25 protein-coding genes are annotated in these 25547 nt (G+C 62.8%); 13 read left to right on the top strand and 12 right to left on the bottom strand.

All coding sequences use genetic code 11. From position 1 onward, the window contains the following. Positions 1-51 precede the first annotated feature (51 nt). Entirely contained in the window at positions 52-3108 is a 3057-nt protein-coding gene (locus IB265_RS22895; RefSeq protein WP_057254732.1) for an aminotransferase class III-fold pyridoxal phosphate-dependent enzyme, read from the bottom strand. Between the two features lie 78 nt (positions 3109-3186). Here IB265_RS22895 and IB265_RS22890 point away from each other — a divergent pair, with 78 nt between their 5' ends. Further along, on the top strand, positions 3187-3669 hold the full coding sequence (locus tag IB265_RS22890) for an Lrp/AsnC family transcriptional regulator (protein ID WP_057254733.1): 483 nt from the start codon (positions 3187-3189) through the stop codon (positions 3667-3669). A 10-nt stretch (positions 3670-3679) separates the two neighbouring features. Here the strand turns inward: IB265_RS22890 and IB265_RS22885 are convergent, their stop codons facing one another. Beyond that, positions 3680-4618 (bottom strand): AraC family transcriptional regulator, encoded by a 939-nt coding sequence (locus IB265_RS22885; RefSeq protein ID WP_057254734.1) that lies wholly within the window; start codon positions 4616-4618, stop codon positions 3680-3682. A gap of 218 nt (positions 4619-4836) precedes the next feature. Here IB265_RS22885 and IB265_RS22880 point away from each other — a divergent pair, with 218 nt between their 5' ends. After that, complete coding sequence (locus IB265_RS22880) at positions 4837-5889, top strand: NAD(P)-dependent alcohol dehydrogenase (protein WP_058325868.1); 1053 nt, start codon at positions 4837-4839, stop codon at positions 5887-5889. 65 nt (positions 5890-5954) lie between these two features. On the opposite strand, the gene IB265_RS22875 is transcribed toward IB265_RS22880, so the two are convergent. Beyond that, complete coding sequence (locus tag IB265_RS22875; protein WP_192495190.1) at positions 5955-6419, bottom strand: Lrp/AsnC ligand binding domain-containing protein; 465 nt, start codon at positions 6417-6419, stop codon at positions 5955-5957. 19 nt (positions 6420-6438) lie between these two features. After that, positions 6439-7602 carry a M20 aminoacylase family protein gene (locus IB265_RS22870; protein WP_192495189.1) on the bottom strand — a complete coding sequence of 388 codons (1164 nt, stop codon included), beginning with the start codon at positions 7600-7602 and terminating at the stop codon, positions 6439-6441. 165 nt (positions 7603-7767) lie between these two features. Here IB265_RS22870 and IB265_RS22865 point away from each other — a divergent pair, with 165 nt between their 5' ends. Next, positions 7768-8865, top strand: a complete 1098-nt coding sequence (locus IB265_RS22865; protein ID WP_113399022.1) for a D-alanyl-D-alanine carboxypeptidase family protein — start codon at positions 7768-7770, stop codon at positions 8863-8865. A gap of 12 nt (positions 8866-8877) precedes the next feature. After that, positions 8878-10029, top strand: a complete 1152-nt coding sequence (locus IB265_RS22860; RefSeq protein WP_192495188.1) for a GTP-binding protein — start codon at positions 8878-8880, stop codon at positions 10027-10029. A gap of 45 nt (positions 10030-10074) precedes the next feature. Here IB265_RS22860 and IB265_RS22855 read toward each other — a convergent pair whose 3' ends face one another. The 5 genes from IB265_RS22855 to IB265_RS22835 form a co-directional block, all read right to left on the bottom strand. Further along, positions 10075-10311 carry a sulfurtransferase TusA family protein gene (locus IB265_RS22855; protein WP_058325865.1) on the bottom strand — a complete coding sequence of 79 codons (237 nt, stop codon included), beginning with the start codon at positions 10309-10311 and terminating at the stop codon, positions 10075-10077. Beyond that, positions 10311-11750, bottom strand: coding sequence for a murein L,D-transpeptidase family protein (locus IB265_RS22850; RefSeq protein ID WP_192495187.1), 1440 nt, complete (start codon positions 11748-11750; stop codon positions 10311-10313). The genes IB265_RS22855 and IB265_RS22850 overlap by 1 nt, the downstream gene beginning before the upstream one ends. 363 nt (positions 11751-12113) lie before the next feature. Beyond that, positions 12114-13067, bottom strand: coding sequence for an acetyl-CoA carboxylase carboxyltransferase subunit alpha (locus IB265_RS22845; RefSeq protein WP_057254742.1), 954 nt, complete (start codon positions 13065-13067; stop codon positions 12114-12116). A 64-nt stretch (positions 13068-13131) separates the two neighbouring features. Continuing rightward, positions 13132-14088 carry a site-specific tyrosine recombinase XerD gene (gene xerD / locus IB265_RS22840; protein WP_057254743.1) on the bottom strand — a complete coding sequence of 319 codons (957 nt, stop codon included), beginning with the start codon at positions 14086-14088 and terminating at the stop codon, positions 13132-13134. Beyond that, the gene (locus IB265_RS22835; RefSeq protein ID WP_093233937.1) at positions 14085-14234 is read right to left on the bottom strand and encodes a hypothetical protein; all 150 of its coding nucleotides are present in this window, start codon (positions 14232-14234) and stop codon (positions 14085-14087) included. Before IB265_RS22835 ends, xerD begins: the two co-directional genes overlap by 4 nt. Positions 14235-14469: 235 nt before the next feature. Here IB265_RS22835 and IB265_RS22830 point away from each other — a divergent pair, with 235 nt between their 5' ends. From IB265_RS22830 to IB265_RS22820, 3 genes are read left to right on the top strand one after another with little or no spacing between them, the layout of a single operon-like run. Further along, a complete protein-coding gene (locus IB265_RS22830; protein ID WP_192495186.1) occupies positions 14470-15060 on the top strand; it encodes a shikimate kinase in 591 nt (196 codons plus the stop codon). Next, entirely contained in the window at positions 15053-16186 is a 1134-nt protein-coding gene (gene aroB / locus IB265_RS22825) for a 3-dehydroquinate synthase (RefSeq protein WP_192495185.1), read from the top strand. The genes IB265_RS22830 and aroB overlap by 8 nt, the downstream gene beginning before the upstream one ends. Continuing rightward, on the top strand, positions 16183-17493 hold the full coding sequence (locus IB265_RS22820; RefSeq protein ID WP_192495184.1) for an HlyC/CorC family transporter: 1311 nt from the start codon (positions 16183-16185) through the stop codon (positions 17491-17493). The genes aroB and IB265_RS22820 overlap by 4 nt, the downstream gene beginning before the upstream one ends. Positions 17494-17496: 3 nt before the next feature. On the opposite strand, the gene IB265_RS22815 is transcribed toward IB265_RS22820, so the two are convergent. Then, positions 17497-17778 carry a BolA family transcriptional regulator gene (locus IB265_RS22815; RefSeq protein WP_057254747.1) on the bottom strand — a complete coding sequence of 94 codons (282 nt, stop codon included), beginning with the start codon at positions 17776-17778 and terminating at the stop codon, positions 17497-17499. 148 nt (positions 17779-17926) lie between these two features. On the opposite strand from IB265_RS22815, the gene IB265_RS22810 reads away from it, so the two are divergent. From IB265_RS22810 to IB265_RS22790, 5 genes are all read left to right on the top strand, one after another. Next, entirely contained in the window at positions 17927-18556 is a 630-nt protein-coding gene (locus IB265_RS22810) for a J domain-containing protein (RefSeq protein WP_057254748.1), read from the top strand. A 74-nt stretch (positions 18557-18630) separates the two neighbouring features. Beyond that, the gene (gene cobS / locus IB265_RS22805) at positions 18631-19626 is read left to right on the top strand and encodes a cobaltochelatase subunit CobS (RefSeq protein WP_058321093.1); all 996 of its coding nucleotides are present in this window, start codon (positions 18631-18633) and stop codon (positions 19624-19626) included. A gap of 3 nt (positions 19627-19629) precedes the next feature. Beyond that, positions 19630-20070, top strand: coding sequence for a GNAT family N-acetyltransferase (locus IB265_RS22800; RefSeq protein ID WP_192495183.1), 441 nt, complete (start codon positions 19630-19632; stop codon positions 20068-20070). After that, positions 20067-21962, top strand: coding sequence for a cobaltochelatase subunit CobT (gene cobT, locus IB265_RS22795; protein WP_113513193.1), 1896 nt, complete (start codon positions 20067-20069; stop codon positions 21960-21962). The genes IB265_RS22800 and cobT overlap by 4 nt, the downstream gene beginning before the upstream one ends. 203 nt (positions 21963-22165) lie before the next feature. Then, positions 22166-23170, top strand: a complete 1005-nt coding sequence (locus IB265_RS22790) for an esterase-like activity of phytase family protein (protein ID WP_192495182.1) — start codon at positions 22166-22168, stop codon at positions 23168-23170. A gap of 113 nt (positions 23171-23283) precedes the next feature. On the opposite strand, the gene IB265_RS22785 is transcribed toward IB265_RS22790, so the two are convergent. Together IB265_RS22785 and rpmB are read right to left on the bottom strand one after the other, a co-directional pair. Then, positions 23284-23928, bottom strand: coding sequence for a queuosine precursor transporter (locus IB265_RS22785; protein WP_057254752.1), 645 nt, complete (start codon positions 23926-23928; stop codon positions 23284-23286). 153 nt (positions 23929-24081) lie between these two features. Then, positions 24082-24372, bottom strand: a complete 291-nt coding sequence (gene rpmB, locus IB265_RS22780; RefSeq protein WP_034806568.1) for a 50S ribosomal protein L28 — start codon at positions 24370-24372, stop codon at positions 24082-24084. Between the two features lie 379 nt (positions 24373-24751). On the opposite strand from rpmB, the gene IB265_RS22775 reads away from it, so the two are divergent. Beyond that, positions 24752-25528: a DUF3108 domain-containing protein gene (locus IB265_RS22775; protein WP_057254753.1), complete on the top strand. Its 777-nt coding sequence runs from the start codon at positions 24752-24754 to the stop codon at positions 25526-25528. Positions 25529-25547 lie beyond the last annotated feature (19 nt).

Raw genomic sequence — 25547 nt, 5'->3', positions numbered from 1 at the left:
GCGTCGCATCCCGGCCGATTGGTTCTGGTTTCGGCGGTATTGCGCCCGGCCTTAGCCGAACGTTTTCGATACGTCTGCGAAAGTCTCTTCGAGCACGGCGATCAAATGATCGGCATCGCGTTTCGAGAAGATCATCGGCGGGCGCATTTTCAGGATGTTGTCATGCGGACCTTCGGTGCCCATCAGCACGCCCCGGCGGCGCGCACCGTTGGAAACGGCCCGGGCAAACTCGGTCGCCGGTGCCTTGGTCTTGCGATCGGTCACAAGCTCGATACCGAGGAACAGGCCCATGCCGCGCACGTCGCCGATCACCTCGTAGCGGGCCTGCATGGCGCGGAAGGCGTCGATCAGATAGTTGCCGATCGAAAGGGCGTTGCCGCGCAGATCCCGACCCTCGATCACGTCGAGCACCGCGAGACCGACGGCGCAGGAGACCGGGTTGCCGCCGAAGGTGTTGAAATACTCCATGCCGTTGTTGAAGCTGTCGGTGACTTCGCGGGTCGTCACGACCGCCGCCAGCGGATGACCGTCGCCGATCGGCTTGCCCATGGTGACGATATCGGGCACGACCCCTTGCATCTCGAAGGCCCACCAATGGCTGCCGACGCGGCCGAAACCGACCTGCACCTCGTCGGCAATGCAGACGCCGCCCGCCTCGCGCACGAGCCGATAGACTTCCTTCAGATAACCTTCAGGCAGGAACACCTGGCCGGCGACACTCGGGATCGATTCCGCAATGAAGAAGCCCGGGCCTTCGCCCTTGGCCTTCATCGTCGCGATGAGTTCGGCGACGCTTTCGGCAAAACGTTTGCCGTGTTCCTCGACCGGCCAGTCGGCGGGTGCATGGTAGCTGTCGGGAATGGTCGCCACATGGACATGCGGCTTCGGACCCTTGCCGCCCTTGCGGCGGAACTTGTAGGGGCTGATGTCGATCAGTTCCTGTGTCGTGCCGTGATAGGACCAGTCGAGCGTGATCGCGTTCTCGCGGCCGGTATGGGCGCGCATCAGCCGCAGGGCCAGGCTGTTCGCCTCCGAGCCGCTGTTTACGAAGCCGGCAACCGTCAACTCTTTCGGCAGCGTCGCGGTGAGCCGCTCGGCATAGGCGACGATGTTGTCGTGCAGGTAGCGCGTATTGGTGTTGAGGATCGCCGCCTGCTTCGCCATCGCCTCGACCACCGCCGGATGGGCGTGGCCGATGTGGCAGACATTGTTGAAGCAGTCGAGATAGGCGCGGCCGCTGTCGTCGATCAGCCAGACGCCTTCGCCGCGCACGAACTTGATCGGCTTGTCGTAGGAGATCGAGAGGTTCGGCAGCAGCAGTTCCTTGCGCCGCCTGACGATCTCTTCGTGCGAGCGGCCCTTCTTCTCGTAGAACTCTTCCGCGATGCCGGCAAAGGTGCGGGCATCCGGAAACAGTTCGGCCCAGACGTCGAGAAACTGCGGCTCGCCGACGCCGAGGATCTCGGTCGCGGTCAGGCTGGTGTCGGTCGAAAGCTGCAGATGCAGATGCGGCGCCCAGCCGCCGTTTTCCTTTGGAGCCCCCATTTCGCCGACGAGCGCCCCGGCCTCAAGCTGGTCGCCGGCCCTGATCCGTCCCACCGCTTCATGTGCCAGGTGACCCCAGAGTGTGACGAAGGGCGGGCAGCCGTCGGGCTCGTGGCGAAGCGCGATCAGGCAGCCATAGCCCAGCGGATCTTCTTCGATCTCGACGCTGACGACGGTGGCGGCAAGGGGGGTATAGAGTTTGGTGCCGGCGGCCATGAACAGGTCGAGGCCGAGATGGCGGGTGCGGCGGGTGTGGTCGATGAAGCGCGAGACGAACATCTCGCCGGCATAGACGGTGCGCTCCTCGCCGAAGGGACCGATGCCGAGTTCAACGCCATGCTCGCGGCAATAGACTTCCCAGATCGCCTGGGCTTCGTCCGGCTGTTCACCGGCCGATTTCACGGTCATCGGATGTAAGGGGTCGCCATAGGGCACGAGCGCCGCCGGGTAGGTCGCAGCCGGGCGCGCGAGCAAGGGCTTCAACGTCTTGCGGTTGGCGTTGATCCAGGTGGTGACGCGGCTGGCGCCGGGGCTTGCTTCGAAGCCGCAGGCCTTGCGCAGGATGGCGGTGGCGAAACGCGGGTTCATCCGGTCGAGCTTGCGCAGCAGCGTCCAGGCCGGCCGCTCGCTGATCGCGAGATAGGGGTTGTCGTCGGTGTGAGCCCGGCGCGAGGCCGAGATGGTGACTGAAGTGACGAGGCGCATGGCGATGAGATCGAACAGAAGGTCGACCTCTTCTTCCGCCAGCGGATATTCCTGATGGAAGCCGCGGACGATTGCAGCGGCGGCGCCGATCGGATCGGGATGATCGAGCCCGGCATAGGCGGCGGCGATCGCCACTTCGGCAATGACGGGCGCGTGCAGTGCATCACCGAAATCGATCAGGCCGGAGATCTGGTCGTGGTCGGCCTTGGCGACCAGCACGTTCCAGTCGTTGGCGTCGTTGTGAATGACGGCGGCGCGAAGGGTCGCGAGCCGCGGCGCGACGGATTTTTCGAAGCGGGTGAGGAACCGCTCGAGCAAAGCGCGGTCTTCAGCGGAGGCGACGTGGTGCAGCCGGTCGGCCGAGCGGCCGGCGTGACGGATGTCCCAGTCGAGATCGCGCAGCGCCCCCGGATGCATGAAGCCTTTAAGCGATGCGTCGAAGCGGCCGAGCATCTGCCCGAGCGACTGAAGTGCTGCGTCGCTGCGCCCCGTCTCGGCAAGCGGCAGGCCCTCGACCCAGCTGACGAGGCGCAGGCTGTGGGTGACGCCGCGCGCACTCGTGGTCGAACCGAGGCTCGCGCCTTTAAGCGTCGGGCGGATATGCGGCACCGGCAGATCGACGGCATGGGCTCCGACGTGGCCGAGTAGCGCCGTCTGGAAATCGCTTTCGACTGCGGGTTCGGCACCGTTGATGATCTTGAGGATGTAGGTGTCGCCACCCTTTGTCTCGACCTTGAAGTTCTGGTCGCGTTCGCTGGCAAGCAGCGAGAGCAAGCCTTCGAGGCCATAGTGCTCCTTCAGCAGCGCCGCTGCCGCATCGGTCGAAAAGTCAGGCGTCGTCGTCAGCATATCGTTCATGGGGACCCTCATCTGTCGGCGAGAGTTACATGAGCCGTGCCGTGATGCATCCGGCAATATGCCGGTTGCACCGGCACTATGTTTATAATAACCGTCATCTTGTCGGCGGACCGCGGAGGAGCAGAGATGCAGGACATAGACGCGATCGACCGCACGATCCTCAGCATCCTGTCGCAAGAGGCGCGCATCCCGATGAAGTCGCTGGCGGGCCGCATCGGCCTCTCCAGAAGTGCGACCACCGAGCGGGTCAGCCGGCTTGAAAAGGCCGGTGTCATTCGCGGCTATCGCGCCGATATCGGGCAATTGGAGGAGGGCACGATCCAGGCTTTCCTGCTGGTGACTTTGAAGCGCACGCCGTCGATCGGCGTGCTCGACCGGCTCGCCGGCTTTTCCTCGGTGCGCAAGGTGTCATCCGTCAGCGGCCAGCTCGATCTCGTCGTCGAGGTCGAGGTCGGCTCGATCAATGCGCTCAACGAGTTGCGCAACGAGGTGGCGACGATGGACAATGTCGAGGATTTGACGACGTCGATCGTGCTGCGAAGGGATATCGAGCGGAGTTGAGGCGTGCTCCTCAGCCCTCGCTCAACATCTCCGCCTGCGGAGCCAGCCGTTCGAGCAGCGAGCGGCGCACCCGGCCGATGTCGCGCATCGGTGGCTCGCCGAAGTGGCGGGCATACTCGCGGCTGAACTGCGACTGGCTTTCGTAGCCCACCTGATGGCCGGCGTCGCCGGCGTCGAGCTGCTCCTCCAGCATCAGCCGTCGCGCCTCCTGCAGCCGGAGCTGCTTCTGGTATTGCAGCGGGCTCATCGCGGTGATCGCCTTAAAATGATGGTGCAGCGACGACACGCTCATGGAGACACGGTTGGCGAGATCGTCGATCCGCAGCGGCCGCGAATAGTGCTCTTTCAGCCAGGCGACGGCGCGGCCGACCTGATGAGGCTGGCTGTCGGTCGTCGCCATCTGCCGCAGGCGGTGGCCGTGCGGGCCGGTCAAAAGCCGGTAGAGGATCTCCTGTTCGATCAGTGGCAAGAGGGCGGGGATATCGTCCGGCCGTTCGAGCAGGCGCAGCAGGCGCAGGGCCGCGTCTTCGAGATCGACAGTGATCTTGCTGACGCTCATGCCGCGCGCCGAAGCGGCCGGCTGCGGCAATTGCGACAAGGACGCAAGCAGCGCCTGGATCTTGCCGGGATCGAGCGTGAAGGCCATGCTGAGATAAGGTTCTTCTGCGGAGGCCTTGCAGACCTGGGAGAGAACGGGCAGGTCGATTGACGTCAGCAGATAGTCCGACGCGCCGTAGATCAGTGTCTCGTCGCCGAGAACCACACGTTTGGCCCCTTGCACGATGATTGCCAGGCTTGGCCGATAGGCCGAGCAATTGACCGGAGCGTCGCCGCCATGGCGATGCAGGGTCAGGCCGGAAATCCCGGTCAGGTGGTCGCCGTCCCGCTCGGCAAACCGGGCAATGACATCGATCATCTGGTGGCGGGCAGTCTGTCTTGTGGCTGTCATAATCTGCGGTCTTTCCAGCGGCTTAGCATTGTGTGAGGCAACGCTCAGGTAGGGCATCGACGTGCCATCTCCAGGATCTCACTGTCAATCTTGTAGGATCGTGCAAGAATTTTGCAGGATCGCTCTAACGCTCACCGTGTCTGCGCCCCCATAGTTCGAGGTGCGTCAGGCCGGGTTCCCTCCGGACCTGCACCCTTTCCCAAAATGAGGACAGACTGATGGCCATTGCAAGAGGATATGCGGCGACCGATGCGTCGAAGCCGCTGACGCCCTTCACCTTCGAGCGCCGCGAACCGCGCGACGACGACGTGGTGATCGAGATCAAATATTGCGGCGTCTGCCACTCCGACATCCACCAGGCCCGCAACGAATGGGGCAATTCGGCCTTCCCGATGGTTCCCGGCCACGAGATCGTCGGCATCGTGACGGCGGTTGGCTCCAAGGTCACCAAGTTCAAAGTCGGTGACCGCGCCGGCGTCGGCTGCTTCGTCGATTCCTGCACCACCTGCGCCACGCGCGATGTGGATCTGGAACATTACATGCCCGGTCTGATCGTGACCTATAACGGCGTGGAAGCCGACGGTAAGACGCCGACCCAGGGCGGCTATTCCGACAGTATCGTCGTCAAGGAAGGCTATGTGCTGTCGATCCCGGAGAACCTGCCGCTCGACGCCGCAGCACCGCTGCTTTGCGCCGGCATCACGCTTTATTCGCCGCTGCGCCACTGGAAGGCCGGTCCCGGCAAGAAGGTCGCGATCGTCGGCATGGGCGGCCTCGGCCACATGGGCGTCAAGCTGGCGCACGCCATGGGCGCGGAGGTGACCGTTCTCAGCCAGACGCTTTCCAAGAAGGAAGACGGGCTGAAGCTCGGCGCCGATCGCTACTACGCCACCAACGATCCGGAGACCTTCACGGCACTGGCAGGCACGTTCGATCTGATCATCTGCACGGTGGCCGCCGAGATCGACTGGAATGCCTACGTCAACCTTCTGAAGGTCGACGGCGATTTCGTGCTGGTCGGCATTCCTGAGAATGCGGTGCCGGTACATGCTTTCTCGCTGGTGCCCGCCCGCCGGAGCATTTCCGGTTCGATGATCGGCTCGATCAAGGAAACCCAGGAGATGCTCGACTTCTGCGGCGAGCACAATATCGTCTCGGAAATCGAAACGATCCGGATCCAACAGATCAACGAAGCCTATGAACGCGTCGTCAAGAGCGACGTGCGCTATCGCTTCGTGATCGATATGGCGTCGCTGCAGGACGCTGCCTAAACTGAAATGGAACGGCCCGGAATCCGATGGGGTTCCGGGCCGTTTTTCTGACTGCGGCAGGAGGCTCAAACGAGCGGCAGCGGTCCGTCGTTCTTGATCTCTTCCATCACTGCGTAAGTTCGGGTCTCCTTGACGCCCGGAAGCGTCCAGAGCACCTGGCCGAGGAAGTTGCGGTAGGCCGCCATGTCCTCGAACCGGGTCTTGATCAGATAGTCGAAGCCCCCCGCCACCATGTGACATTCGAGCACGGCCGGCGCCTGTTTGACGGCGGCGGCGAACTGGTCGAAGACGTCGGGCGTCGTCTTGTCGAGCATGACCTCGATGAAAACCAGCAGGCCGAAGCCGAGCTTGTGCGGGTCAAGCCGTGCGCCGAAGCCCGAGACGTAGCCTTCCTTCAACAGCCGGCGCAGTCGCTCGCTGGTCGCCGTCGGCGACAGGCCGATGCGATCGGCAAGCTCCAGATTGGTGATGCGCCCATCCGCCTGGAGAATGTTGAGAATTCTACGGTCAATCTTGTCGATCTGATGCATGGTGCCTCCCGCCGATGCCTCAGGCGGCAAGTCGCGTTTCCGCGAGCTTCACCCAGTAGGAGATGCCGTGCGGGATCGCCTCGTCATTGAAATCGTAAGCCGGGTGATGCAGCCCGGCGGTGTCGCCGTTGCCCATGAACACGAAGGCGCCGGGACGGGCAATCAGCATGTAGGAGAAATCCTCTCCGCCCATCATCGGGTCGAGCGACGGCTTGACGTTGCTTGTCCCCGCGATCTCGGCCGCGGCCCTCAAAGCGTAGCCGGTCTCTTCCGCATGGTTCACGGTCACCGGATAGTTGCGATTGTAGGCGACGTTGACCGTCGCGCCGTATAGGGCCGCCACTCCTTCGGCGATCGTCCGGATGCGGCCCTCGCCGATATCGCGTACCTCGGGCACGAGAGTGCGCACCGTGCCGCCGAGCACGGCTTCTTCCGGGATGACGTTGTGGGCGAAGCCCGCATTGAACTTGGTGACGGAGACGACGACGGAGGCGAGGGGATCGACCGTGCGCGAGGCGATCGTCTGCAGAGCGGTGACAATCTGGGTGCCGACGATGATCGGGTCGATCGTCTTATGCGGCTGGGCCGCATGGCCGCCGCGGCCCTTGATGGTGATGGTGAACTCGTCGGTCGAAGCCATGATGGGGCCGACACGGCTGCCGAAGTGGCCAATGGGCATGCCCGGCATGTTGTGCATGCCATAGACTTCCTCGATGGCAAAACGCTCCATCATGCCGTCCTTGACCATCTCGTTACCGCCGCCGCCGCCTTCTTCGGCCGGCTGGAAGATGACCGCGACACTGCCGGCGAAGTTGCGGGTCTCGGCGAGATATTTGGCCGCGCCGAGAAGCATCGCCGTGTGGCCGTCGTGACCGCAGGCATGCATCTTGCCAGACGTTTGCGAAGCCCAGGGCTTGCCGCTCGTCTCGGTAATCGGCAGCGCATCCATGTCGGCGCGCAGGCCGATGGTGCGGCCCGAGCCGAGATTGCCGCGGATCAGGCCGACGACGCCGGTGCGGCCGAGCCCCGTCACGACTTCGTCAACGCCGAACTCCTTGAGTTTCTTTTCGACGAAGGATGCCGTATTTTCAACCGCGAACAGGAGTTCCGGGTTCCTGTGCAGATGGCGCCGCCATTCGGCGACTTCGTTCTGGAGCTCGGCGGCACGGTTGAGTATCGGCATCGGTTCGTCCTGTCGGTCTGTTCGATCACTGTGTATCTGCGGTGGATTGGCAGGGGTGCCCGTGAATGGGCTTTGCCATCTCCTCGCCATATAGGCTAAATAGCCGGACGAGACGAGGCAACAGCGGAATTTCGAGGTTCTATTGTGGTGACAGCAGGATTTTTCATGCGTGGCAAGATGAAGGCGCTGGGAGTGACGGTGGCAACCTGCGCGACGCTTCTTGCAGCGCTGCCGGCTGCGGCCAATCCGCGGCTCGTCGTCGACGTCAATTCGCTGAAGGTCTACGAGCACCAGGACATCTTCCAGAAATGGTATCCGGCTTCGCTGACCAAGCTGATGACGGCCTATACGGCCTTCCGCGCCATCAAGTCGGGGCAGCTCACGCTCGAGAGCCCGGTCATCATGACCAAGAATGCGGCCTCCGAGCCGCCGAGCAAGATGTTCTACAAGCCCGGGCAGGCGATGACGCTCGACAGCGCGCTGAAGATGATGCTGGTCAAGTCCGCGAACGACGTCGCAGTCGCGATCGCCGAGACGGTCGGCGGTTCGGAGCCCGCCTTCATCGAGCGGATGAACGCCGAGGCGCGCCGCATCGGCATGACCTCGTCCAACTTCATCAATCCCAACGGTCTGCCGGGTCCGGGCCAGTATACGACGGCGCGCGACCTTGCGGTGCTGGCGATTACGCTCAAGCGCGAGTTCCCGCAGTATGCCTCCTATTTCTCGCTGGAAGGCTTCACCACCGGCAAGAAGAACTATCCGAACTACAACATGCTGATCGGACGCTTCGAAGGCGCCGATGGCATGAAGACCGGCTTCATCTGCGCCTCCGGTTTCAACCAGGTTTCGTCTGCCACCCGTGACGGGCGTAGCGTCGTCTCGGTCGTACTCGGCGAGGATAGCCTCGGCGCGCGTGCCGACGAATCTGCGCGGCTCATGCAGATGGCGCTGACGACGAGCGGCAATGGCAAACCTTCCCTCGTGCAGATCCCGCCCTATGGCGAGACGCGCGACATGGTGGCCGATGTCAGCAAACAGATCTGCTCGAAGGCGGCGGCCAAGGTCCGCAGCGAAGGCCGCGACGAGGGCGGCCGCCAGAAGCTGCTCTCGCCCTATATCCACGAAATCAACCGGCCGCTGAATCTCGCCTTCGCCGGCCTTATCGCCGGCAGCGGTGAGAAGGCGCCGAAAGTCGTCGCCGATCAGGCTGGCCAGGGCGACGCCGCCAATGTGCCGATCCCCGTGCCGCGGCCGACCTTCTGATCGGAGTTCATGATGGCTAGTCCCTTGCCGGCGGTGCCGGTCTCCATCCTCACCGGCTTTCTCGGTGCGGGCAAGACAACGTTGCTCAACCGGTTGCTGAAGGATCCCGATCTCTCGGACACGGCCGTCATCATCAACGAATTCGGCGACGTCTCGATCGACCACCTGCTGGTGGAGGCCTCCAGCGACGGGGTTATCGAGCTTTCCGACGGCTGCCTCTGCTGCACGGTGCGCGGCGAACTGGTCGACACGCTTGCCGATCTCATGGACCGGATGCAGACGGGCAAGATCAAGCCGCTGAAGCGCATCGTCATCGAAACAACCGGCCTTGCCGACCCCGCGCCGGTGCTGCAATCGGTGATCGGCAATCCCATTATCGCGCAGAGCTTCCGGCTGGATGGCGTCGTCACGGTCGTCGATGCCGTCAACGGCCTGCAGACGATCGCCAATCACGAGGAAGCCCTGAAGCAGATCGCGGTCGCCGACCGCATCGTCGTCAGCAAGACCGGTCTTGCCGATGCAGCCCAGCGCGACGAGCTGACGGCACGGATCCGGGCGCTCAATCCGCGTGCGCCGCTCATCGATGGCGACAGCGAGGAGGCGGGACGCTCAGCGCTTTTCGCCTGCGGCCTTTATGATCCATCCTCGAAGATCGCCGATGTCGGCCGCTGGCTGCAGGATGAAGCCCATCACGACCACAACCATCATCACCACGATCATGGTGACCACCATCACGATCATGATCACCACCATGACCACGATCATCATCATGATGTGAACCGGCATGGCGGCGACATCCGCTCGTTCAGCATCGTGCACGACCGGCCGATCGAGCCGATGGCACTCGATATGTTCATCGACCTCCTGCGTTCGGCGCATGGCGAGAAGCTGCTGAGGATGAAGGCAATCGTAGCGGTGGCCGACAGACCGGACCGGCCGCTGGTGTTGCATGGCGTGCAGAATGTCTTTCACACGCCGGAGCGTCTGGCGGCATGGCCGGACCCGAACGACCGGCGCACCCGCATGGTGCTGATCACCAAGGGATTGACGGAAGACTTTGTCCGCGACCTGTTCGACGCCTTTACCGGCACGCCGCGCATCGACCGGCCGGACGCGCAGGCGCTTTCCGACAATCCGCTCGCCGTTCCCGGCATGCGGTTTTAATCATCATTCAGATAGCATTGTGATGCCGCGGCCCGTCGCGGCGTCTCAGGCGCCCTTGCGGATCAGAAACCGGTGGCCGCCGTCGGCAGCAGCGGACTCTTCGAGCGTGTGGCCGTCCTCGTTGCAGAAGTGCGGGATATCGATCACCGCCAGAGGATCGGTCGTCTCGATCTCCAGCAATGCGCCCGGGGCTAGTGAGGACATGCGCTTACGCGTCTTCAAAACGGGAAGGGGGCATTTAAGCCCCCTGAGGTCGTAGACGATCTTGGTCTCGCCCGGCATCAATTGCCCCAGATTTTCCAGAAGGGGCGCTTCTTCGGCGGCTCTTCGGTGAGCACAGGTGTTTCCGCCACCGCCTCGGGGGCAGGTGCCGTTGCAACGGCGGCCGTCTGCTGCTCGGTCGCAGCTGGCGCCGTCGTGCGTGCCTGCTTGGTCGTCTTCGCCGGTTCCTGCGCCTGCGGTGCGACGGCTGCCTGCTGTTCGGGTGTCTGAACCGCCTGAGCGGGTGCTTCTGCCTCCGGCTCGCTCTTCGAGAACAGGCTCCAGAAGGATTTCTTCGCCGGCTGCTCGACGGCCGCCTGCATCACCGGCTGCGGTACGGGGTTGGCGGCCGGAACCGGGACGTGCTTGCCGCCATCGGTCGCCTTTTCGAGTTCCTTCTTCTGGATCTCGACGGCCTGCTTGGTCTCTTCCGCTTCCTTCTGGTCGGCGAGCTTCTTCTCGAGGTCGCTGGCCTTCATCAGCTTGCCGGCGTCGAAGGAGTTGCCGGTTGGCGCATAGGCGAGCTCGCGGCCGACGCGCTGCTTGGCGACGATCGCCTTGCGCTCGGCTTCGCTCGGCTCGTACCAGACCATGCCGTCATACTTCTTCATGGCCTTGTCGTAGTCGGTCCGGTAGGTCTTCTCGAAGCCTGCCATCGCCACTTGCAGCGCCGGCGGAGTCGACATGGCCGGGCACTGGCCGCTCGGATTGAACGGGCCGGAGGCCTGCTGGTTGAAGACGTACTTCTTCTCGCAGACGTTCACTTCGGGCGGACGCTTGGTGATCTCGAACTGGTCGTAGCCGACCTTCAGCATATTCCAGAACTTGATGTTCGGGTTGTTGCGATGGCGCGCCATGTTTTCCGCGGTCATGCGGAATGGGAAGGCTTGGAGCTGAACGCTTTCCTGGCCGCCCTTGAAGGAATCCCGGGCGAGCGCGAAGATCTCGATCATCTGCTCGTCGGTCATCGAGTAGCAGCCCGACGACGAGCAGGCGCCGTGGATCATCAGGTGCGTTCCCTGACGGCCGTTCGCCTTGTCGTAGGTGTTGGGATAGCCGGTGTTGATCGCCAGATAGTAGTTCGAGTTGGGGTTCATCTGGTGCGGGAAGAGCGGGTAGAAGCCTTCCGGCGCCTGGCGGTCGCCTTCCTTCACCTTGGGCCCGAGCTTCCCGGACCAGGCGCAAATCTTATAGCTTTTCAGAAGCTGGAAGCGGTTGGCCGTATTGGCCTTCCAGACCTCGAGCGTGCCTTCTTCCTTGAAGATGCGCAGCGCGATCGGGGCCTGCTTCTGTATCCCGAGTTCGGTCATCTTTTTGACCATGGGTCCGGAGACCTGGTACTCGGTTTTGTTCTTGACGGACCTGAGGTCGACCGATGTCGTCGTGTCCAGCGTTTCATTGGTGCAGCCGGCAAGCGCGGCGACAATGGCGGCGGAGGCTACAAGGTTTCTGAAACGCATCAGCAGAGGCCCGTTTAAACCCAACTCGACTACAGCGCCGCGCGTCTTTGACGCGCCAAGGACGCTGTGACTCTTTAGATAGCTGCATAATTTTGCCCTTAAATCGATGCCGATTTAAGGAATTATGCAGGAAAGCCCAGGTCCGCGAGGGTGGGCTCTTTAGAGAATCACTAAGCGATTATACTTCACGAATTCTTAACCCTGCAGGGTGGCCCTGCCGATGCGCTGTTCATGACCTCATGAATATGGCCAAGATTTGGCCATACTCCGCTTTGCAGTTGCGAAATCCGCTTGCGCAATCGCGAACCACCAGGACCAGATCGGATAGAGGGCGTGGGATTTCCGCCCGCATCCCGGTCCAGCTTAGAGGTTGCGGCCGATATTGAGGTACTTCTGTCGGCGATCCGTGCGCAACTGGTCGCCATTGCGTCCGGACAATTCCTTCAACGCGTCGGCGATCACGGTTCCGGTGCGGCCGATGACCGCGTTCGGGTCGCGGTGTGCGCCGCCGACCGGCTCCTGAATGATGCCGTCGATGACGCCGAGTGCCTTCAGGTCCTCGGAGGTGATCTTCATGTTGCTGGCGGCTTCCTTGGCGCGGGTGGAATCGCGCCACAGGATCGAGGCAGCGCCTTCCGGCGAGATGACGCTGTAGATCGCATGCTCCAGCATGTAGACGCGGTTGCCGGTAGCGATCGCGATGGCGCCGCCGGAGCCGCCTTCGCCGATGACGACGGTGACGATCGGTACGCGAACATTGAGGCACATCTCGGTGGAGCGGGCGATGGCTTCCGCCTGGCCGCGTTCTTCTGCGCCGACGCCCGGATAGGCACCGGCGGTATCGACCAGCGTGATCAGGGGCAGGCCGAAGCGATCGGCCATTTCCATGACGCGGATCGCCTTGCGGTAGCCTTCAGGACGGGGGCTGCCGAAATTGTGCTTGATACGCGACTTCGTGTCGTTGCCCTTCTCCTGGCCGAGAACGGCGACCGGCATGCCGCGGAAACGCGCAAGGCCGGCTTGGATGGCATCGTCGTTGGCATAGTTGCGGTCGCCGGCAAGCGGTGTGAACTCGGTGAAGAGCTCGGCGGCGTAATCCAGGAAGTGCGGGCGCGAGGGGTGACGGGCGACCTGGGTCTTCTGCCAGGGCGTCAGCTTGGAATAGATCTCGATCATCGCGTCGCGGACGCGCGTCTCCAGGCGTTCGATCTCATCCGAAGTGTTCACGCTCTCGTCTTCGCCGGCGAGCTTCTTCAGTTCGAGAATCTTGCCTTCGAGGTCGGAGATGGGCTTTTCGAAATCGAGATAGTTGTGCATGAGATGCGTTTCCGATCATTTTGCGACAAGGACCAGCGGGCCGAAACCAGCGTGCCCGGCCGTCCTAATCCTGTTTTTTCGCCTGTTTGGCAAGAGGGTGATGGTTTTGCACGAGGTTGTGCAGCCGTTCTTCCAGCACATGTGTATAGATTTGTGTCGTTGAAATGTCCGAATGGCCGAGCAGTTCCTGCACGGCGCGAAGGTCCGCGCCATTGGCGAGCAGGTGGCTGGCGAACGCGTGCCGCAGCACGTGCGGCGAGATCGTGGCGACCCTTATGCCAGCGCGTGCCGCGAGCGATTTCAGATCGCGCGCAAAAACCTGGCGCGGCAGGAAGCCCTGCTTGCCGGAGGAGGGGAAGAGCCACGGGCTCTCGCGGTTGCCCGCTTCCTCCCTGGCCATTTCCTCGGCGAGCGCCTCGCCATAGGCCCGCATCGCCCGGATTGCCGCTTGCGAGAGCGGCACGAGCCGGTCCTTGTTGCCCTTGCCGCGGATCACGAGGAAGCGGCCGTTCTGCGCCAGCACGCTTGCCGGCAGGGAGACCAGCTCGCTGACGCGCATGCCGGTCGCGTACAGAAGCTCAATCAGCGCATGCATGCGCAACTTCGCAAGGTGGTCCGGACCTCCTGATGCGGCCTCGCTCTCGGCCTGCCCGATCAGCCGCGAGACGTCCTCGACGCTCAGCGTCTTCGGCAGGCTGCGCCCCTTCTTCGGGGCGTCGAGAATGCCGGTCGGATCGTCGCCGCGCATACCCTCGGCGTAGAGGAATTTGTAGAACTGCCGGAGTGCGGAGAGGCGCCGTGCCTGCGAGGAGGGCTTGAAGCCCTGGCCCGAGAGATGGGCGAGGTAGGTGCGAAGATCGTCCGGGGTTGCCGCCGTCAGCCCGGTTCCGAGCGTGCGCAGGTGCGAGGAAGCATCCTCCAGGTCGCGCTCGTAAGATTGCAGCGTGTTGACCGCAGCGCCGCGCTCGGCACTCATCATTTCGAGGAAGGCCTCGACATGGGCGGCAGAGAGGTCGCTCATTGGGGCTTGTTCACCCGCTCGGACGGGATTTTCACGGTCACGTCGCGCTCAACCGGTTCGACAAAGGTGACGAGAGAGACCATCGTGCCGTAGACTAATCCGGCGGCGACGGCACAAAAGAACAGGAACCGGAACAGGGTCGGCATTTCAATCTCCTCTGCATGAAGCGTTCGGTCGAAGCGGACCAAAGGCTATGCATGCAGGCGTTCAAACGGCCATCGTCATCGCGCGTTCGGATGAATGCGCGGCACGAAGGCGGGTGCCAGACCTATATGAACGCCGCTTCGGCCGAGTTCAAGAACCGTGAGCGGACTCGCGCGACGACTTGACGCTACACCCCGATTTGTCGATACCGAAAGGGAATGGGGAACAAGAAGTCCAATGAACGACGTGATCGAACCGGTTTCCGCAACGCTTGCCGAGCGGGCGAAGCTTGTACTCGGTAAACGCAATCTCGTGTTCATCGGTCTCATGGGCGCCGGCAAGTCGGCAATCGGAAGATTGGCCGCCCAGGCGCTCGGAATTCCCTTCGTCGATTCCGACCACGAGATCGAACGCGTCTCGCGCATGACGATCAGCGATCTCTTTGCCCGTTACGGCGAGGAGGAGTTCCGCGCGCTGGAAACGCGGGTGCTGAAACGGCTTCTGAGAAGTGGTCCGCGTGTGGTCTCGACTGGCGGCGGCGCCTACATCAACGAGCGCTCGCGCCGACAGATCAGGAAGGGCGGCCTGACGGTCTGGCTCAATGCCGAGCTCGACGTGCTCTGGGAGCGGGTTAACAAGCGCGATACCCGGCCGCTGCTGAAGACCGAAAATCCCAAGCAGACGCTCGAAAACCTGATGAACGCGCGCTACCCGATCTATTCGGAAGCCGACCTGACGGTGCTGTCGCGCGATGTGAAGAAAGAGACGATGGTGGAAGACGTTCTCACCGCCGTTATCGAATACCAGGACAAGAAGAACCATGAATAGCCATGTTGCGCCCGCTGCCGAACGCAAGGTCCGCGTCGACCTCGGCGACCGTTCCTACGATATCCTGATCGGTCCCGGGCTGATTGCCGCCGCCGGCCAGGAGATCGCGGCCCGCCTCAAGGGGCGCAAGATGGCCGTGATCACTGACGAGAACGTAGCGCCGCGCTACCTCGAGCCGCTGATGGCGAGCCTGAAGGCGCGTGACATCGACGCCGTGTCGCTCGTGCTTCCCGCCGGCGAGAAGACCAAGAGCTTCGAGCAACTGATCCCGGTCTGTGAAACCGTTCTCGGCGCCCGGATCGAGCGCAACGATGCGGTGATCGCGCTTGGCGGGGGCGTGATCGGCGATCTTACCGGCTTTGCCGCCGGCATCGTGCGCCGTGGCTCGCGTTTCATTCAGATCCCGACCTCGCTCTTGGCACAGGTCGATTCCTCCGTCGGCGGCAAGACCGGCATCAATTCCCCGCATGGCAAGAACCTGATCGGCGTTTTCCATCAGCCGGATCTGGTGCTCGCCGATACCGACGTGCTCGACACGCTGAGCCCACGCGAGTTTCGCGCCGGTTATGCCGAGGTCGCGAAGTATGGGCTGATCGACAAGCCGGACTTCTTCGCCTGGCTCGAAAAGAACTGGCAGGCGGTCTTTGCCGGCGGCGCGGCGCGCATCGAGGCGATCGCGATCAGCTGCCAGGCCAAGGCCGACGTCGTGGCGGCGGACGAGCGCGAGAACGGTCTGCGGGCGTTGCTCAATCTCGGCCACACCTTCGGCCACGCGCTGGAAGCTGCGACCGACTATGACAGCGCCCGGCTCGTGCATGGCGAGGGCGTTTCGATCGGCATGGTGCTTGCGCATCAGTTCTCGGCACGCATGAACCTTGCGAGCCCGGACGATGCGTCCCGTGTCGAGGCGCATCTGAAGACGGTGGGCCTGCCGACCCGCATGTCGGAAATCCCGGGCACCTTGCCTCCGGCCGAGAGGCTGATGGACGCGATCGCCCAGGACAAGAAGGTCAAGGGCGGCAAGCTCACCTTCATTCTGACGCACGGCGTCGGACAATCCTTTGTGGCCGATGACGTTCCGGCATCGGAGGTCCTGAGCTTCCTGAGGGAAAAACATCCGCAATGACAGGCGAAGCCTTTATTGCTTTTCTGGCGGAATACTGGCTGTCGATCCTCTCGGTCCTCTGCCTGCTCGTGCTGTCGGCGTTCTTCTCGGGCTCTGAGACGGCGCTGACGGCAGCCTCGCGCTCGCGCATGCACACGCTCGAAAACAACGGCGAGGAGCGTGCCGGCATCGTCAACCGGCTGATCGAACGCCGTGACCGGCTGATCGGTACGCTCTTGATCGGCAACAGTCTCGTCAACATCCTTGCTTCGTCGTTGACGACGAGCCTGCTGATAGGCCTTTTCGGCGACTCCGGCGTGGCAATCGCGACGCTGGCCCTGACGGTGCTGCTCGTTATTTTCTCGGAAGTTCTGCCGAAGAGCTGGGCCATTGCTTCGCCCGATCGCTTCGCGCTCGCTGTCGCGCCCTTGGTTCGGCCCTTCGTCGCGATCGTCGGCCCGGTCTCCAGCGTCGTCAACGGGATCGTCCGGCGCCTGCTCAATCTCTTCGGCGTCAATCTTGCCGCCGATATGTCGATGCTTTCGGCGCACGAGGAACTGCGCGGCGCAGTGGACTTCTTGCACCGAGAGGGTTCGGTGATCAAGGCCGACCGCGACCGGCTGGGCGGCGTGCTCGATCTCGGCGAACTCGAAGTCTCCGACATCATGATCCACCGCACCGCCATGCGGGCGATCAATGCCGACGAGCCGCCGGAGACCTGCGTTCGCGACATCCTCGAAAGCCCGTTCACGCGACTGCCGCTCTGGCGCGGTTCGACCGACAACATCATCGGCGTGGTGCATTCCAAGGATCTCCTGCGGGCGCTCGCGGAGCCCAATGTCGAGCCGGAAAACCTCGAAATCGTCAAGATCGCGCAGAAGCCCTGGTTCGTGCCGGACACGACCAACCTCAAGGACCAGCTCAACGCTTTCCTGCGCCGCAAGCTGCATCTGGCGATCGTCGTTGACGAATACGGCCAAGTTCAGGGCCTGGTGACGCTCGAAGACATCCTGGAGGAGATTGTCGGCGATATTGCCGACGAGCACGACCTCGACATTCAGGGTGTGCGCCAGGAGGCGGATGGTTCGATCGTCGTTGACGGCTCGGTGCCGATCCGCGACCTCAATCGCGCGCTCGACTGGTCGCTGCCGGACGAAGAAGCGACGACGGTCGCCGGTCTGGTGATCCACGAATCCAAGAGCATCCCGGAGGAGCGTCAGGCCTTCACCTTCCACGGCAAGCGCTTCATCGTGATGAAGAGGGTGAAGAACCGGATCACCAAGCTGCGCATCCGCCCGGCGGAAGACGGTGCCGCTCCGACGTCTTGATTGCTACCAGCGGGTCGCTTCGCCGGGAGCCGCGGGCTCGACGGCAAGGGCGTGCAGGCCGGCATCGAGTTCCGGTTTCAGGAGATCATTGATGGCGCGGTGACGGGCGACGCGGCTCATGCCGGTAAAGGCGCTGGAAACGATGCGCACCCGCAGGTGGGTTTCGCCGCCGCCATCGAATCCCGGCTGATGACCGGCGTGCATGTGGCTCTCGTTGATGACCGCCAATCTCTCAGGATGGAAGGCCTCGATCAGCTTCTTTTCGATCGTGTCCGTGAGCGACATTCTTCCGTCCCATTTCCTTGGTTGCTTGACGCCCCCTCGCGGATCTGCAGTACCCGGTAATCGCTGGCTTGGCGGCGCAAAATGCCCGCACAAAGCCAGCAACATTCCGTTTTGTCAATTCTTGTTGTGGCCCCAGCCAAGCCCCATAATGAGCACCATGAGACTCGATTCAAAATACTTCGATCGCATTCGCACCCGGCGCAAGGTTGAGCCCCGGGCGGAGCCGGCTGCGCCCGTTTGTCAGTGGGACGGCTGCGATCAGAAGGGCGTGCATAAAGCGCCCGTCGGCCGCAATGCCGAGGGCCAGTACTTCATGTTCTGCTTCGAGCATGTGAAGGAGTACAACAAGGGCTACAACTACTTCTCCGGCCTTTCCGACAGCGAGGTCGCCCGCTACCAGAAGGAAGCGGTGACCGGCCACCGACCGACCTGGACCGTCGGCGTCAACAAGAATGCGAAGAACGGTCCGACGCAGTCGCAGACGCGGTCGGGCTCGGCCGGCGCCCAGGCCCGGATGCGCGACCCCTTCGGCTTCGTCAGCGAAGCGCGCGCCCGTCGCCCGGAGCCGCGCCAGCGCAAGTTGAAGACGCTCGAGGCAAAGGCGTTCGAAACACTCGGCCTCGGGGCCTCGGCCACTGCTGCCGATATCAAGGCTGCCTACAAGGATCTCGTCAAGAAGCATCACCCCGATGCCAATGGCGGAGATAGGGGATCCGAAGAGCGTTTTCGCGCGGTTATTCAAGCCTACCAATTGTTAAAACAGGCTGGTTTCTGCTAACAACGCGGATTATTACAGAAGCACTTTTGCAGGCGAATGCGCGGGTGCCGTCCGGTGGCCGCTCTGGAGACATGATGAGCAAGATTGACCTCGACATTTCCAACCTTCCCGATACGACGATCTCGGTCCGGGAGGTTTTCGGCATTGATACGGATTTGCGCGTTCCTGCCTATTCGAAGGGCGACGCCTATGTGCCGGACCTCGACCCGGATTACCTCTTCGACCGCGAAACCACGCTCGCTATTCTCGCAGGCTTCGCCCACAACCGACGCGTGATGGTCTCGGGCTATCACGGTACCGGTAAGTCCACCCATATCGAGCAGGTCGCTGCCCGCCTCAACTGGCCTTGCGTGCGCGTCAACCTCGATAGCCATGTCAGCCGTATCGATCTCGTCGGCAAGGACGCGATCGTCGTCAAGGACGGCCTGCAGGTCACCGAGTTCAAGGACGGCATCCTGCCCTGGGCCTACCAGCACAATGTCGCACTCGTCTTCGACGAATACGATGCCGGCCGTCCGGACGTCATGTTCGTGATCCAGCGGGTTCTCGAATCCTCCGGCCGCCTGACGCTGCTCGACCAGAGCCGCGTCATCCGTCCGCACCCGGCCTTCCGCCTGTTTGCGACCGCCAACACCATCGGCCTCGGCGACACCACCGGCCTCTACCACGGCACGCAGCAGATCAACCAGGCGCAGATGGACCGTTGGTCGATCGTCACGACGCTGAACTACCTGGCGCATGACAAGGAAGTCGACATCGTCGCCGCCAAGGTGAAGGGCTTCACCGCCGACAAGGGCCGCGAGACCGTCTCCAAGATGGTGCGTGTTGCCGACCTCACGCGCGCCGCCTTCATCAACGGCGATCTTTCGACCGTCATGAGCCCGCGTACGGTCATCACCTGGGCCGAGAACGCCCACATCTTCGGCGATATCGCCTTTGCCTTCCGTGTGACCTTCCTCAACAAGTGCGACGAACTGGAGCGGGCGCTGGTCGCCGAGCACTACCAGCGCGCCTTCGGGATCGAGCTCAAGGAAAGCGCTGCCAACATCGTGTTGGAAGCCACCGCCTGAGCCATGGCGGAGGCGGAGGGCGCACAGGCGCTTCGCTTCGTTGAGGAGAAGAGCGTCACGAAGACCGCCAACGCGGTCTTCAAGGGCCTCAAGGCCTTCAACCTCGAAAAGGCGGGAAGCGCCAAATACAAGCGCTTCGCCATTTCGGTGCGTAACGACGGCGACGAGATCGTAGGCGGCATCGTCGCCTACACGGCGTGGAACTGGTGCTTCATCGAACTGCTCTGGGTAGACGAGGCGCTGAGAGGGTCGGGCAGCGGGCGTGAGCTCGTTGCGCGTGTCGAAGCGGTCGCCGCAAGCCGCGGTGCCCGTTACATCTATGTCGACACATTCAGTTTCCAGGCCGACGGCTTCTATCAGAAGCTGGGTTATGACATTTATGGCAAACTCGATGATTTCCCGCCGGGATTTCACCGCATCTGGCTGAAGAAGGAACTCTCGTGAGCTCGAACTCGAAGGCAAAGCCAACCACGCGCGAGAATGCTGCCGAACCGTTCAAGCGGGCGCTTTCCGGCTGCATCCGATCGATCGCGGGCGATGCCGAGGTGGAAGTCGCCTTCGCCAACGAGCGGCCGGGCATGACCGGCGAGCGCATTCGTCTGCCGGAGCTTTCCAAGCGCCCGACGCTGCAGGAACTCAGCGTCACCCGCGGGCTGGGTGACAGCATGGCGCTGCGCAAGGCCTGTCACGACGCGCGCATCCACGCGACGATGTCGCCGCAAGGGGCCGACGCCCGCGTGATCTTCGATGCGGTCGAGCAGGCGCGCGTCGAGGCGATCGGCGCGCTCAGCATGGCGGGTGTCGCCAAGAACCTGAACGTCATGCTCGAGGAGAAATACGCCAAGGCGAATTTTGCCACGATCGAGCGGCAGGCCGACGCGCCGCTCGGCGAAGCCGTGGCGCTGCTGGTGCGCGAGAAGTTGACCGGCGAGAAGCCACCGGCCTCCGCCGGCAAGGTGCTCGACCTCTGGCGCGAGTTCATCGAGGGCAAGGCTGCCGGCGATATCCAGAACCTGTCGTCGACGATCAACGACCAGCAGGCCTTTGCCCGGGTCGTGCGCGACATGCTGACCTCGATGGAGGTCGCCGAGAAGTATGGCGACGACGACGTCGAGCCGGACGAGCAGGAAAGCGAGACCGACGAAGATCAGCCGCGCAGCCAGGAGCAGGACGAAAACGCCAGCGACGAGGAAGCCGGCGACGATGCCGCACCCGCCGATGAAAACCAAGCTGCCGAAGAGCAGATGGAAGAAGGCGAGATGGACGGCGCGGAGATCTCCGACGACGATCTCCAGGACGAGGGTGACGAGGACAGCGAGACACCCGGCGAGGTCAAGCGACCGAACCAGCCCTTCGCCGACTTCAACGAGAAAGTCGACTACGCCGTCTTCACTCGCGAATTCGACGAGACGATCGCTTCGGAAGAGCTGTGCGACGAGGCCGAGCTCGACCGGTTGCGCGCCTTCCTCGACAAGCAGCTTTCCCATCTCCAGGGTGCTGTGGGTCGCCTTGCCAACCGCCTGCAGCGCCGCCTGATGGCGCAGCAGAACCGCTCCTGGGAATTCGATCTCGAAGAGGGCTACCTCGACACGGCGCGCCTGCAGCGCATCATCATCGACCCGATGCAGCCGCTTTCCTTCAAGCGAGAGAAGGACACCAACTTCCGCGACACGGTAGTGACGCTGCTGATCGACAACTCCGGCTCGATGCGTGGCCGCCCGATCACCGTTGCCGCCACTTGCGCCGACATCCTGGCGCGCACGCTGGAACGCTGCGGCGTCAAGGTCGAGATCCTCGGCTTCACCACCAAGGCGTGGAAGGGCGGACAGTCGCGCGAAAAGTGGCTCGCCGGCGGCAAGCCGCAGGCGCCGGGCCGGCTCAACGATCTGCGCCACATCATCTACAAGTCCGCCGATGCGCCCTGGCGCCGGGCGCGCCGCAATCTCGGCCTGATGATGCGCGAAGGCCTGCTCAAGGAAAACATCGACGGCGAGGCGCTGATGTGGGCGCACGAGCGACTGATGGCACGGCGCGAGCAGCGCCGCATCCTGATGATGATCTCCGACGGTGCGCCGGTCGACGACTCGACGCTGTCGGTCAATCCCGGAAACTATCTGGAACGGCATCTGCGCGCGGTCATCGAGCAGATCGAAACGCGCTCGCCTGTCGAGCTTCTGGCGATCGGTATCGGTCACGACGTGACGCGCTACTACCGTCGTGCCGTGACCATTGTCGACGCCGACGAGCTTGCCGGTGCGATGACCGAGCAGTTGGCCGCGCTCTTCGAGGATGAAAGCCAGCGCCGCGGTTCCTCGCGTCTTCGTCGCGCCGGATAATTTGTTTCGTTCGGAGGTGGTGTTTGCCGCTTCCGAACGCCAATCGGCGACAGCCCGTTCCGACCTTGAGCCGAAGTCAATTTACGGACAAAATTTTACTGTCTACCAAGCTGCAGCGATGATCTCAGTGCGCCGTGGCAGGTGTCTCTCGTCGTCGTACTCCGTTTCATTCCTGATGCTCTTCCCCTGAAGGTATTTCCCCCATGCTCGGTCGCGGACTTCTAGCCCTCCTGCTTTTGGCGTCGACCGGCTCGGCATGGGCCGCCTCGAACGGCGAAACTCTGCCGATCCGCAGTCGTCAGATCAGCAGTTTCGCGGTTGGATCGAGCGCCACCCGGTTCGGCGCGCTGGAGTTCGTTGGCGGACTGGAAATGACCTCTGCGAATTCCCTGTTCGGCGCCGTGTCGGCAATCCGTTTTCGGCCGGATGGCACTTCATTCATCGCGATCATGGACACCGGACACTGGCTCGAAGGCGCCGTGACCCGTGATGCGGCCGGCCGGCTTTCCGGTCTTACGGACCTTACCGCCACGCCGATGGCCGACCGCAACGGCGACGTCGGGCTGGCGAAGTGGAAGGTGGATTCGGAAGGATTGGCGCTGCGGTCGGGGCAGGTGGTCGTCAGCTACGAGCAGGCACACCGCATCGACATCTACCCGAACCCGGGCTTTGCTGCATCGACGCCGATCGGAAGCCTGGCGTTGCCGTTCCCGATCAAGGAATTGCGCAACAATGGCGGCATCGAGACCATCGCAGTGGCGCCAAAGGACGGCCCCCTGGCTGGCGCGACGATCGCCGTTGCGGAGCGCAGCGTCGATAAGGCGGATAATCTGCTCGCGGGCATTCTCGACGGGCCGCAGCGCGGCGCGTTTGCCATCGTGCGCAAGGATCCCTATGCGGTAACCGACGGCGCGTTCCTGCCGAACGGCGACCTGCTGCTGCTGGAGCGGCGCTTCTCGTTCGGTTCGGGCCTCGGCATGCAGATCCGGCGTATTGCCGGCGACACGATCAAGCCCGGCGCCGTGGTCGATGGCGAAGTCATCTTCGAAGCCGACATGCGCCACCAGATCGACAATATGGAAGGGCTCGACGTCGTCGTACGGCCGGACGGCGAAGTTCGTGTCATCGTCGTTTCGGACGACAACCACTCCATCCTCGAGCGCAATCTGATGCTCGAGTTCCGCCTCACGACCGCGCTGACGCAGTAGGCAATGCTTGTTTCGCCCAAGGGGCGAGTGATCCAAGCTCTGAAACGACAGAGCCGATGATTGCGGTCGTTTTGACCGCAATCATCGGCTCGATCCTTTTCGGTAGACCTTGCTTAGGCGGATGCCTTGGCTTCCGCTGCCGGCATCGGCTTGACGACGCTCATCAGCGCGCCATAGGGCAGCAGCATGACGAGGCCGCAGAGGATCTTGACACTCAAGTCGCCGATCGCCCAGGAGATCCAGCGCGGTGCTTCGGCCGTGAGCACGCCGAGAAGGGGCGCGGTTTCCAGCGCGAAGCTGTCGTTCGGTCCGAAGAACACGAAGAACGGGGCAAAGGCGAACGAGAAGAACATCGCGGTGTCGAGTGCCGAGCCGATCAGCGAACCTGCGAGCGGCGCATGCCACCAGCTCTGACGGCGCAGGCGGTTGAACACGGAGATGTCGAGAAGCTGGCCGAACAGGAAGGCCGAACCTGAGGCGATCGCGATCCGCGGCGTGGCGGCGACGAAGGAGAGCAGGATGGCGACGATGAAGCCTGCGACCACCACGCGGCGCGCGATGCGCGGCCCGAACTGTCGGTTGGTGAGATCCGTCACCAGGAAAGCGAAGGGATAGCTGAAGGCGCCCCAGGTGAGAAGATCGCCAAGCTGCATGCCGGCAATCGAGCCCGGCAGCGGGTACTGTACGAGGATGTTCGAGGCCACGACCACAAGGGTCATCAGCGCGATATAGACGAAGAAAGTGCGGTTGATCAGCATTTTTTTATCCTGGGAGATGCCACCAGCTAGAGGGATGAGAGCCGGATCGAGCATCCGGCCGACGAGTGCAAAAACGTGCGCACGAGAAAAAGGCTTGCTGGATGAACCCGCAAGCCTTTTAAACGCGTGTCAAAGACAGGACGCTGGCGCCGATTAGGCGGCTTCAGCAACCTTCTTGACGATCTGGCGGCGCAGCAGGCGAGCGCGCATGCTCAGCTCGTTCTCGTCCGACTTCAGCAGGAAGGCGTCGAGGCCGCCGCGGTGTTCAACCGAGCGGAGAGCTGCAGCGGAAACGCGCAGACGGTAGCGCTGGCCGAGAGCATCGGAAATCAGCGTGACGTTGCACAGGTTCGGCAGGAACCGGCGCTTGGTCTTGTTGTTGGCGTGGCTTACATTGTTGCCCGACTGGACGCCCTTGCCGGTCAATTCGCAACTACGGGACATGGTACACCTATTCTCTTTATCGCCGCCGGACAATGCGGTAGCGGGCCCAGAGCCCAGGCCGCGTTCCTAGGCCATTATTGGAAAGTCGCGGTTCTATAGTCAGAGACGGCCCGCCCGTCAAGCCAAACCTCTTGCATTCTCGGAAAACCCGCGGTTTTTCCCGTCCGTTCTTCAGATGTGAGGCGTAGTTCTCGCAAGAATAATGCCTTGCGAGACCCATTCCAAGCGGTTTTGCTATGCGTTATTTCTTGCATGAGGACGGGTGGCGGCCACGGGGCCGGCCCGACGGCCGGCTGCAGCGTACTGGGCGTAGAAAAGCCGCAAAGAGCCTGCATTTCAGGGTATTACGGCGATATTCAAGCGATGGATTTTTCAGGGCATGAAGTTGCGAAATGGCTTTCGCGTGGCGGCGCTGCTGTCCGCGGTCTCGTTTTCCACAGCATCGTCGGCCGCCGATGTCGAACATCTGACGGATTACAGCATCTCGCTCGCCGGTCTGCCGGTTGCGCGCGCCTCCTTCCATACCGAGCTTCAGAAGAATCGCTACACGATATCCGGAACGCTGAAATCCGCCGGGCTGCTCGACATCCTCAGCCACACCTCGGGCCAGACGCAGGTTTCGGGTGTGATCGGCAGGGATTACCTGCGCGCCTCGCACTATTCGATGTCCTATCGCAGTGGATCGAAGAGCAGGGCGATCAACGTCACCTATCGCAACGGCAATGTGGTGCAAGCCAGCATGACGCCCAAGCGCACGCCGTTGCCGAAGAACTGGGTGCCCGTCACCTCGCGCGACATGCGCAACGTGCTCGACCCGCTCTCGGGCCTCATCATTCCCGCCGAGGCGCGCGTGTGCCCCAACACGCTGCCGATCTTTGATGGCGAGTCGCGGCTCGACATCAAGCTCTCACCGAAGGGGACCAAGCCTTTCAAGACCAAGGGCTTCGAAGGGGAGGTGATCGTCTGCGGTATCCGTTTCGTGCCGAAGGCCGGCTACAAGAAGGGCCGCGAGGATGTCGAGTATCTGCGTCGTCTGCAGACGATGGAAATCTGGTTTGCCAAGGCGCCCAACGTGAACGTCTACGCCCCCGTCTATGTCCGCATCCCCACCAAGCTCGGACCGGTCACGGTCTCGGCGACGCGATTTGGTGGTTGACGCGCGGTCGTGTGCAACT

Source organism: Ensifer sp. ENS10, assembly GCF_014852025.1.
GTDB lineage: Bacteria > Pseudomonadota > Alphaproteobacteria > Rhizobiales > Rhizobiaceae > Ensifer.
Note: the sequence above shows the minus strand (reverse complement) of the source record. Positions and strands in the feature narration are given on the sequence as shown.

What these genes read in the sequence shown, in the direction of transcription:
- IB265_RS22895 (WP_057254732.1), bottom strand. Translation starts at nt 3,108, where the DNA reads ATGAACGATATGCTGACGACGACGCCTGACTTTTCGACCGATGCGGCA.
- IB265_RS22890 (WP_057254733.1), top strand. Translation starts at nt 3,187, where the DNA reads ATGTTTATAATAACCGTCATCTTGTCGGCGGACCGCGGAGGAGCAGAG.
- IB265_RS22885 (WP_057254734.1), bottom strand. Translation starts at nt 4,618, where the DNA reads ATGACAGCCACAAGACAGACTGCCCGCCACCAGATGATCGATGTCATT.
- IB265_RS22880 (WP_058325868.1), top strand. Translation starts at nt 4,837, where the DNA reads ATGGCCATTGCAAGAGGATATGCGGCGACCGATGCGTCGAAGCCGCTG.
- IB265_RS22875 (WP_192495190.1), bottom strand. Translation starts at nt 6,419, where the DNA reads ATGCATCAGATCGACAAGATTGACCGTAGAATTCTCAACATTCTCCAG.
- IB265_RS22870 (WP_192495189.1), bottom strand. Translation starts at nt 7,602, where the DNA reads ATGCCGATACTCAACCGTGCCGCCGAGCTCCAGAACGAAGTCGCCGAA.
- IB265_RS22865 (WP_113399022.1), top strand. Translation starts at nt 7,768, where the DNA reads ATGCGTGGCAAGATGAAGGCGCTGGGAGTGACGGTGGCAACCTGCGCG.
- IB265_RS22860 (WP_192495188.1), top strand. Translation starts at nt 8,878, where the DNA reads ATGGCTAGTCCCTTGCCGGCGGTGCCGGTCTCCATCCTCACCGGCTTT.
- IB265_RS22855 (WP_058325865.1), bottom strand. Translation starts at nt 10,311, where the DNA reads ATGCCGGGCGAGACCAAGATCGTCTACGACCTCAGGGGGCTTAAATGC.
- IB265_RS22850 (WP_192495187.1), bottom strand. Translation starts at nt 11,750, where the DNA reads ATGCGTTTCAGAAACCTTGTAGCCTCCGCCGCCATTGTCGCCGCGCTT.
- IB265_RS22845 (WP_057254742.1), bottom strand. Translation starts at nt 13,067, where the DNA reads ATGCACAACTATCTCGATTTCGAAAAGCCCATCTCCGACCTCGAAGGC.
- xerD (WP_057254743.1), bottom strand. Translation starts at nt 14,088, where the DNA reads ATGAGCGACCTCTCTGCCGCCCATGTCGAGGCCTTCCTCGAAATGATG.
- IB265_RS22835 (WP_093233937.1), bottom strand. Translation starts at nt 14,234, where the DNA reads ATGCCGACCCTGTTCCGGTTCCTGTTCTTTTGTGCCGTCGCCGCCGGA.
- IB265_RS22830 (WP_192495186.1), top strand. Translation starts at nt 14,470, where the DNA reads ATGAACGACGTGATCGAACCGGTTTCCGCAACGCTTGCCGAGCGGGCG.
- aroB (WP_192495185.1), top strand. Translation starts at nt 15,053, where the DNA reads ATGAATAGCCATGTTGCGCCCGCTGCCGAACGCAAGGTCCGCGTCGAC.
- IB265_RS22820 (WP_192495184.1), top strand. Translation starts at nt 16,183, where the DNA reads ATGACAGGCGAAGCCTTTATTGCTTTTCTGGCGGAATACTGGCTGTCG.
- IB265_RS22815 (WP_057254747.1), bottom strand. Translation starts at nt 17,778, where the DNA reads ATGTCGCTCACGGACACGATCGAAAAGAAGCTGATCGAGGCCTTCCAT.
- IB265_RS22810 (WP_057254748.1), top strand. Translation starts at nt 17,927, where the DNA reads ATGAGCACCATGAGACTCGATTCAAAATACTTCGATCGCATTCGCACC.
- cobS (WP_058321093.1), top strand. Translation starts at nt 18,631, where the DNA reads ATGAGCAAGATTGACCTCGACATTTCCAACCTTCCCGATACGACGATC.
- IB265_RS22800 (WP_192495183.1), top strand. Translation starts at nt 19,630, where the DNA reads ATGGCGGAGGCGGAGGGCGCACAGGCGCTTCGCTTCGTTGAGGAGAAG.
- IB265_RS22790 (WP_192495182.1), top strand. Translation starts at nt 22,166, where the DNA reads ATGCTCGGTCGCGGACTTCTAGCCCTCCTGCTTTTGGCGTCGACCGGC.
- IB265_RS22785 (WP_057254752.1), bottom strand. Translation starts at nt 23,928, where the DNA reads ATGCTGATCAACCGCACTTTCTTCGTCTATATCGCGCTGATGACCCTT.
- rpmB (WP_034806568.1), bottom strand. Translation starts at nt 24,372, where the DNA reads ATGTCCCGTAGTTGCGAATTGACCGGCAAGGGCGTCCAGTCGGGCAAC.
- IB265_RS22775 (WP_057254753.1), top strand. Translation starts at nt 24,752, where the DNA reads ATGAAGTTGCGAAATGGCTTTCGCGTGGCGGCGCTGCTGTCCGCGGTC.